The following is an 8,371-nucleotide window of genomic DNA, read 5'->3' as shown; positions in this document are numbered from 1 at the left end:
CTACTTCGTCGTAGCCAAGTTTTAATTAATTAGGTGTAATTAATTTAGGTAATTAATAGAATTAGGCGGCGCGAAGCGCCGCTTAATTCTATTTCGTAAGAGATTGGGCATATTCAGCGATCGCGGCTGGATAAATAATATGCTCCTGTACTTGGATGCGTTTTTGCAAATCCACCAAAGTATCACTTGCCAAAATTGGCACGGCTGCTTGCTTGAGAATTTTACCGCTATCGACTTCGAGACTGAGGATATGGACGGTACAGCCCGTAATTTTTACGCCATAGTTAAAAGCTTGCTCGATCGCATGAATGCCTTTAAAACTTGGTAATAAACTCGGATGAATATTGAGAATTCTTTCTGGGAAAGCATCGATCAACACTTGGGTGACGATGCGCATCCAACCTGCCATAATCACCAGATCGATGTGATACTGCTTGAGGATATCCACGATCGCTAGATCGATCGCTGCACGAGATTTGTAATCGCGGTGATTAATCAAAATGGCGGGAATACCAAATTTATCAGCGCGTTGCTTGACATAGGCTTCGGGTTCGTTATAGATCACTACGGCGATCTTGGCGAGTAGCTGTCCGTTCTCGATCGCCTTAGCGATCGCCTCTAGATTACTGCCGCTTCCCGATGCTAAGACCGCAAGAGTAGTGACACCTTGAGAATGCTCGCACTCATCTCGATTATCTCGATTATCTCGATGCCCATGGGCATCCTGAGATAAATCTGGGGTGGTAGGTGAAATCTCTGGCGAACTCACGAATCTTCGATACCTCTAAACAAAAATAGCCGTCACAAGTTTACTATATGGTTTATACCAATTCCCAAAATGGCAACGCCATTTTGGGAATCTCAAAACCTTACTGGGTTTGTTTTTTAATTCACTGAAGTGTTGGCTCACTTCAGTGAATTGGTATTAAGTAGTTTGGCATAATTAAAACCCAAAACCAGAGAGCGTACCGCCCGCGTAGCGGACGGTACGCTCGTCTAGGTTTTAAGTTTACTTATGCTTAGCTACTTACTACATGGGGCGTATTAAGATAGGGCAAGCAAGTTCAAAGCCACGACGATTCCTTCTTCAACCATGACTCCTTTATCGGAAATGCCAATTCCTACACAGGAAAAGAGCGATCGCTTCCCCATCCATCCCCTTAGCATCGCACCGATGATGGATCGCACTGATCGCCACTATCGCTATTTCATGCGCCAAATTACGCGGCGGACTTTGCTCTATACGGAAATGGTCACTAGTGCGGCTATTAAGCATGGCGATCGCGCCTATCTCTTGGGCTTCTCACCCCAAGAAAATCCCCTTGCCTTACAGGTTGGGGGCGACAATCCCCAAGATCTTGCCGAATGCGCTCGGATTGCCGAAGGTATGGGCTACGACGAAATTAATTTGAATGTGGGCTGTCCGAGCGATCGAGTTCAGAGCGGACATTTTGGCGCTTGCTTGATGAAAACGCCCCTACGCGTCGCTCAATGCATTGAGGCGATGAGTGCCGCTACCAAGATCCCCGTATCCGTCAAACATCGGATCGGGGTTGACGATCTCGATCGCTATGAAGACATGCAGAACTTTGTGCGAATTCTGTCCGAATCAGGCTGTCGGCGATTTTCCATCCATGCGCGAAAGGCATGGTTACAGGGGCTCAGCCCCAAGGACAATCGCGAAGTTCCACCGCTACGCTATGCTGATGTCCATCGCCTCAAACAGGAATTTCCGCATTTATTCATTGAAATTAATGGTGGATTGATCACCCTTGAGCAAGCCCACGAACAGTTAAAATATGTCGATGCCGTGATGATCGGACGAGCCGCTTACGATAATCCCTATCTATTTGCCACTAGCGATCGCGAATTTTTTGGTGATGAGACTCCGATCCGTAGTCGCCTAGAAGTTGCTGAAGCCATGATTGCCTATATCGATGAATGGATGGCAAAGGGATTGAGGTTACATAAAATCACCCGCCATATGCTGCAATTATTTCATGGTCAAGCGGGTAGCCGTCTTTGGAAGCGCATTCTCACGGATAGATCTTGCCTCGTTGGGGCTGGTTCTGAAGTAATTCGCGAAGCAATTACCACCATTCATTAACTATCCCAAGGATGATTGGTGCGCCACTCATCCTTGGGGTTTTATTTTTATATTGGATTTTTAAGTAATGCAATTTATGGAAACCCTAATGCGATCGCTGCCTAACTGGTTTTATCACCTCGAACAATGGGCGGATGTCTTAGTCCACAAACAACTTAATCAAGCTTCATGGACGAGCGTGGGGATCGTATTCTTAGCAGGGCTGGTCACCAGTCTCACCCCTTGCACGCTCTCGATGTTGCCCCTGACCATTGGCTATATTGGCGGTTATGAATCCAAAAGTACGGGGAAAGCTGCCTTGCAATCGGCTTGGTTTTGTCTGGGTTTTGCGATCGCCTTAACAGGTTTTGGACTCGCCGCCGCCCTACTAGGCAAAATCTACGGACAGACAGCTTGGGGTTGGTCGGTTGTGATGGGGCTCATTGCGATCGTGATGGGATTGCAGTTATTGGAAGTAATTTCCTTCCGCTTACCAAGTTTCGGCAATTGGGAAATCTCGCCAAATCTACCGCAGGGATTGCGATCGCTATTAATCGGTCTATCCTTTGGATTTGTGGCTTCCCCATGCAGTACGCCAGTATTGGTTACACTCTTGGCTTGGGTATCAGGATCGGGCAACCTGCTGATGGGCACGGAATTTCTACTCGCCTACGCGATCGGTTCGGTCTTACCCCTAGCGATCGCGGGCACATTTACGGGGATTATCAAGAGATTTTTAGAATTGCGGCGTTGGTCTAGCTGGCTCAATTGGGGAAGTGGACTAATTCTGATCGCATTTGGAACGCTTTCTATTTTGAGCAAGATTACATAGACAAACCGCAAAAGATGAGTGGCAGCGCGAAGCACTGCCACTCATCTTTTGCGGTTTATGTCCTGGCTCAAACATTGATTTATATAAGTAGCTAAATAAGTAGCTAAGATAAGTAAACTTAAAACTTAGAAGAGCGTATCGCCCGCTACGCGGGCGGTACGCTCTCTAGTTTTGGTTTTTAATTACGCTTAGCTGCTTAGATCTATTTCAACCATTCCTGCTCAAATCGATGCCAAAGGCTGAGTAATCTTGGCTCAACCGACGTGTCTAAAAGTACTGCGGTCACGATCGAGCGGATTTTTAAGAGATCGCCAAAATTAGCACTGATAAAAATCTTGCCCGAAGCCACAGATTTTTCTAGGGTGGATTTACCAATGATAATGTTGTACAGAGCTCTACCCGTACTTTCAAAAGAATTATTCGCAGTAGGATCAGCCGCCGAGATCGCCAGTTGCAAATCCATTTCACCCTCCGCTTGCACAAAAATACGCGTATCATCGATCGCAATCGTGGCAGATTTTCCGTTGGCTATACGCACAATTGCTGACCAAGTATCACCTTGGCGATCGCGTAAAATTTCCATTAATTCTAAGAGCAGGGCAGTCAAAAGTTCAGCCCGAGATGAAGTCGAAGGAGGAAGGAGCATGATTTGAGCGGCAGGGGTTTAAAAGCTGCAAAGATTATAGAATTAAAAGATTATAAGTAGCTAGGCATAAGTAAACTTAAAACGGGCGGTATCCTCTCTGGTTTTGGTTTTTAATTATGCCGAGCTACTTAGAGAGCATCATTTGCACAAATACAGGATTAACAAATAAAGGATTAACAAATAAAGGATTAATTGCTATGGTTTGGCAACTGTTTGAAAACGATTCTCACCAAAGAATGAGAGATGGGATCGAGAAGTTCCTTTCCATCGCAATTATCTGTACGGCGGTTGTTTTACCTGTGATTCCTCCATTCTCGTCTTCTGCCAAGGCGCAAACAGAAACCATCGAAACCATTCAGAATTCTGAGTCGCGCAGCTTTCCCATTTCCCTAAAGAGTGGTCAGTTTGTCAGGATGATCGTACAGCAGCAAGGAATCGATCTAGTCGTAAAACTCGTGAGTCCTGACGGTCAAACCATTGCCACTTCCGATAGCCCCAATGATGATGAAGGAGCAGAAGTAATTTCCACTATTGCCAATACTACGGGCGATTATCAGTTGGTAGTTTCTGTCGCCAATCCAGCCGATTCCAAGGCTGCGGGTAAATTTACAGTTAACATCGAAGAATTAAGAATGGCGAAAGAATCCGATCGCCAGTATCTCGCGGCTGAAGTTGCCTTTATGGAAGCCACCAAAATCAACGATGGTACGGACCAGCAAAAGCAGCAAGCGATCGCCAAATATTTAGAGGCTTTACCCGTTTTCCGCACTGAAAAAAGAACCTATTGGGAGGCTCTTACCCTCAGAACCATTGGCTATATTTATCTCGATTTGGGTAAGAATGAGGAGGCTCTGAGCTATCAACTCCAAGCGTTAGCCCTATATCAAAAACTAGACGATCCTAAACAATTAGGACAACTCCTCAATCGAATTGGTAAAACCCAAGAGAAACTGGGAGATCTCCGAACGGCAATTTCCTATTACGAGAAAGCGATCACGGCGCGGCAATCAATTCGCGATCCACTCGGAGAGGGAGCAACTTTTAATAATCTTGGCTATGCCTACGATATTCTCGGTCAGCCCAAGATCGCTTTAGATTTCTATAATAAATCTCTGGCTCTTTGGAGAGAAACAGGGAATCGCAAAGAAGAAGGGAATACCTTGCGGAACTTAGGTGCAGTCTATCGCAAACTCAGTAACTATGGACAAGCGCTCAAATTTTATGACCAAGCCCTAGCCATCCATCAGGAAATGGGCGATCGCAAGAACGAAGGGAATACCCTCAATAGTATGGGCTTGCTTTATTACAACTTAGGGCAATCGACGAAGGCAATTGATTTTTTACAACGTTCTTTGGCGATCGCCGAGATAAGAAAAGACTTACGCGCTCAATCATCGATTTATAGCAATATCGGGCTTGCCTACAGAAAGCTAAACAAACTGGATAAGGCTCTCACAGTCTATTTTCAAGCTCTTAAACTCGCTCAAGAAACGGGCGATTTGGGTTCGGAATCCGTCTGCCTTAACAATCTTGCCTCGATCGCTTTAACTGAGAAAAAATATAGCGATGCCCTTAATTTCTATCAAAACGCCTTAAAGGTAGCGAGAAAAGTTGGCGATCGCGTTACCGAAGCAACGATCCTAGGTAACATCGGTCTGGTTTACAATTACACGGGCAAATACAATGAAGCTTTTGCCAACTATCAGCAGTCATTGCTCTTACACCGTCAAGCAGGAAATCGGCGGGGGGAAGCGAACGATCTCAGTAACATGGGTAGTTTGATGGGGGATCGGGGAAGGCTAGAATTAGCGATCTATTTCTATAAGCTATCGGTAAACGTCCGCGAATCTATCCGCAAAGATATTCGCAACCTCGCCCGTGAAGATCAAAGTGCCTTTAAGCAATCGGTTGCCGATGTCTATCGCGGACTCGCCAGCCTACTATTGACAAAAGGGCGGGTAATGGAAGCTCTACAGGTATTAGATTTACTAAAAGTACAGGAACTCCAAGACTATCTCCAAGATGTGAAGGGGAATGAAGTTACTGCCCAAGGCTTGGAGCTTTTACCACTAGAACAAAATTTATCCCAATTAATCAGCGCTGTTGCACTCCAATCAACGAGTTTGAGCGAAGAACTTGACAAGTTAAGGAAACTGGCACAACCCAACGATGTTCAAAAGGCAAGGCTTGAGGAAATCGAGAAAATTCAGCTTGCTACAAGCCAAAAAATAGGAGGTTTATTTGATAGCGAATCGGCAAAGACGATCGAGAAAGATCTGAGTCAACAGGCGATCGCTGATAATCTCAAACTGAATAGCTATGTCAGCTTACAAGAGCGTTTAAGAGCTTTAATGCAAACTGCTCAGTTTCCCCAAAAAGTAGCCCTATTCTATCCGTTAATTCTTGGCGATCGCCTTGAACTGATTTTATTTGTTCCCGACTCGCCGCCAATTCATCGCACCGTTAAGGTCGATCGCCAGCAATTAGAAACAGCGATCGCCGCTTTTCGTGTGGATCTACAGGATGCCAGTTCCCTTGATGTGCAAGAGTCCAGCTATCAGCTTTATCAATTGATGATACAGCCCATCGCTGACGATCTCCAAAAAGCACAAATCCAAACGATTATCTACGCCCCCGATGGACAACTGCGTTATATTCCCCTTGCCGCACTCTATGATGGTAAAAAATGGCTAGTCGAACGCTATGCCATCAATCACATTACAGCGATGAATCTTTTTCGCCTTGGTTCACAGACGATCTCCCAGCCCAGAGTGATTGCCGCCGCCTTTAGCAAAGGTGCTTACTCCTTTAATGTGGGTTCGCAGCAATTTTCCTTCTCAGGTTTGCCCTTTGCGGGCAAGGAAATCGAAAACCTTAGCTCAATCGTTCCCAATACCACCAAGTTCTTAAACGCATCCTTTGAGCGCGATACGATCACAGAACCAAAGCCAAGCTACAATATCATCCATTTAGCAACCCATGCAGCCTTTGTGAGTGGCAAGCCCGAAGAGTCATTTATTTTAATGGGAAATGGCGATCGCCTGAGTCTGCGTGAGGTTCAAAACCTCAAATTTCCTGCGGTAGACCTAGTGGTATTGAGCGCTTGCCAAACAGCTCTGGGAGGTATAGTTGGCAGTGGTGAAGAAATCCTAGGTTTTGGCTACCAAATGCAAAGGACTGGAGCGAAAGCATCGATCGCTTCACTCTGGACGGTTTCCGACGGTGGCACACAAAAGCTGATGGATATTTTTTATGGAGAAATCCAAAAAGAAAAACATTCTAAGGTAGAAAGCTTACGTCAAGCCCAACTATCGATGATTCGCAATCCTAAATCCGAGTTTTCTCATCCCTATTACTGGTCAGCTTTTATCCTGATCGGCAACGGACTTTAATTAGTTAGAACTAATCAAAACCCCAAAGAGTATTGCCGCGCTCCGCGCGGCAATACTCTTTGGTTTATGTCCTAATCAAACCTTACGTTGCTACTCCCTTCCCAGTGAAAAATTAGACGTTGCGGCGCTTCGCGCCGCAACGTCTAATTCTTGGTTTTGTATGTCTATTTCTTTGGTGGGAAGGGAGTATATGAGATAATGGTTTCAGAATGGCTCATGAATTGTTTTTTAATTGGGATATTCATCGGGATAATTAAGCATGAAAAAGATTTTATATGCCCTCGTGATCGCCCTCAGTTCGACTTACATGGCAGTCGCTCCCGCTACATCCCAAACCATCGCCAATTCTAAGCAGTTTGGAGTCGTACCTCCTGCCTGTGAAGGAGATACCCAAATGGCATTAAATATCTGTGCTTCGCGATGGGCAAAAACTGCTGATTTCTTGCGATCGCTTATTTATGAAGAAGTTTACAGACAAATTCCCGAAGCTAGACAAAGCCAACTCAAAGCGATCGAACAGACTTGGACTTCCTATCGCGATACCCATTGTCGGGAATCGAGTGCACCTTTTAAGGGTGGTTCCATTTATCCTCTGATCTATTCTAGCTGTCTGCCTAACGTTACCAACGATCGCATTGCCGATCTGCAAGGAAAAAGCAACTCTCAACTCAAACCAGATGAAACGGCTCAGCGGCTTGCCAAAATATTAAGTCAAGGAAACCTCAAAGACTCCTCTAGCCAGAAGTTGTGGCAAATCTACCAAGCTCAGCATTGCCAGTTTGATTCCCTACGTTTTACCGAATCGTCATCGGTAAAACAATGTCGCGATCGGCTAGCCGAAAGTCGGTTACTTCAACTCGAAGCCATGATGAGCAAGCGATAAATGTGAGTGGCAGCGCTTCGTGCCGCCACTCACATTTGGGGTTTTATTTCCTAAGCAAACCTTACGTTGCTATATTTTCCGATATCACAATAATCGCAGTACCAATGACATAAGCTAATATATCCTTCCAATCAAAGGTAGTTCCCAAAATAATTGCTAAAAGTTTATATTGTCGTAGTCCTAACCGATCTACAAGATTTAAGTATTGCAATCCTTCGATTGCACAGGCAAATACAAGTACAGATAGAGCGGCTATATTGGGGCGAATCTTCCAAAAGGTTTTGACAAAGCAGTAAATGAGTATAACCACTAAAACGTCTCCAAGAAAAGGACGAATAAACTGGTCATTGAAAAAAACTGCGATGCCAACTTCTATGAAGAAGAGTAAAACGGTTAAATAGAAGTACTTGTATTTAAAGGTAAGCCTATTTGTAAACATTTAGATTTTATAGCTATATTTACTTACAGCAATTATCGATCAAACGAACCACAAGGAAATTTTTGAAAGCGTTGCAAAGCAACGCTTTCAAAA

General features: G+C 44.8%; 7 protein-coding genes. 4 read left to right on the top strand and 3 right to left on the bottom strand.

What is annotated here, in order from left to right; all coding sequences use genetic code 11:
- Positions 1-88: 88 nt before the first annotated feature.
- On the bottom strand, positions 89-769 hold the full coding sequence (purN, locus tag PSE7429_RS19330; protein WP_009629025.1) for a phosphoribosylglycinamide formyltransferase: 681 nt from the start codon (positions 767-769) through the stop codon (positions 89-91).
- A gap of 324 nt (positions 770-1,093) precedes the next feature.
- Here purN and dusA point away from each other — a divergent pair, with 324 nt between their 5' ends.
- Positions 1,094-2,107, top strand: a complete 1,014-nt coding sequence (gene dusA / locus PSE7429_RS19325) for a tRNA dihydrouridine(20/20a) synthase DusA (RefSeq protein ID WP_009629024.1) — start codon at positions 1,094-1,096, stop codon at positions 2,105-2,107.
- 67 nt (positions 2,108-2,174) lie between these two features.
- Positions 2,175-2,918, top strand: a complete 744-nt coding sequence (locus PSE7429_RS19320; RefSeq protein ID WP_009629023.1) for a cytochrome c biogenesis protein CcdA — start codon at positions 2,175-2,177, stop codon at positions 2,916-2,918.
- 202 nt (positions 2,919-3,120) lie between these two features.
- Here the strand turns inward: PSE7429_RS19320 and PSE7429_RS19315 are convergent, their stop codons facing one another.
- The gene (locus tag PSE7429_RS19315; RefSeq protein ID WP_009629022.1) at positions 3,121-3,564 is read right to left on the bottom strand and encodes a hypothetical protein; all 444 of its coding nucleotides are present in this window, start codon (positions 3,562-3,564) and stop codon (positions 3,121-3,123) included.
- A gap of 116 nt (positions 3,565-3,680) precedes the next feature.
- Between PSE7429_RS19315 and PSE7429_RS23900 the strand changes: the two genes are divergently transcribed.
- Both PSE7429_RS23900 and PSE7429_RS23895 read left to right on the top strand, forming a co-directional pair.
- Entirely contained in the window at positions 3,681-6,956 is a 3,276-nt protein-coding gene (locus tag PSE7429_RS23900; RefSeq protein ID WP_052017756.1) for a CHAT domain-containing protein, read from the top strand.
- 259 nt (positions 6,957-7,215) lie between these two features.
- Positions 7,216-7,839, top strand: coding sequence for a lysozyme inhibitor LprI family protein (locus tag PSE7429_RS23895; RefSeq protein WP_009629020.1), 624 nt, complete (start codon positions 7,216-7,218; stop codon positions 7,837-7,839).
- A gap of 61 nt (positions 7,840-7,900) precedes the next feature.
- Here PSE7429_RS23895 and PSE7429_RS19300 read toward each other — a convergent pair whose 3' ends face one another.
- Positions 7,901-8,278: a ribosomal maturation YjgA family protein gene (locus tag PSE7429_RS19300; protein ID WP_009629019.1), complete on the bottom strand. Its 378-nt coding sequence runs from the start codon at positions 8,276-8,278 to the stop codon at positions 7,901-7,903.
- Between the last annotated feature and the right edge of the window lie 93 nt (positions 8,279-8,371).

The organism is Pseudanabaena biceps PCC 7429 (assembly GCF_000332215.1).
In the GTDB taxonomy this organism is placed as follows: domain Bacteria; phylum Cyanobacteriota; class Cyanobacteriia; order Pseudanabaenales; family Pseudanabaenaceae; genus Pseudanabaena; species Pseudanabaena biceps.
This window is presented reverse-complemented; position numbering and strand designations above follow the sequence as displayed.

Bases quoted from the DNA above. Each gene is read 5' to 3' on its own strand.
- dusA (WP_009629024.1), top strand. From the start codon at position 1,094: ATGACTCCTTTATCGGAAATGCCAATTCCTACACAGGAAAAGAGCGAT.
- PSE7429_RS19300 (WP_009629019.1), bottom strand. From the start codon at position 8,278: ATGTTTACAAATAGGCTTACCTTTAAATACAAGTACTTCTATTTAACC.
- PSE7429_RS19315 (WP_009629022.1), bottom strand. From the start codon at position 3,564: ATGCTCCTTCCTCCTTCGACTTCATCTCGGGCTGAACTTTTGACTGCC.
- PSE7429_RS19320 (WP_009629023.1), top strand. From the start codon at position 2,175: ATGCAATTTATGGAAACCCTAATGCGATCGCTGCCTAACTGGTTTTAT.
- PSE7429_RS23900 (WP_052017756.1), top strand. From the start codon at position 3,681: ATGCCGAGCTACTTAGAGAGCATCATTTGCACAAATACAGGATTAACA.
- PSE7429_RS23895 (WP_009629020.1), top strand. From the start codon at position 7,216: ATGAAAAAGATTTTATATGCCCTCGTGATCGCCCTCAGTTCGACTTAC.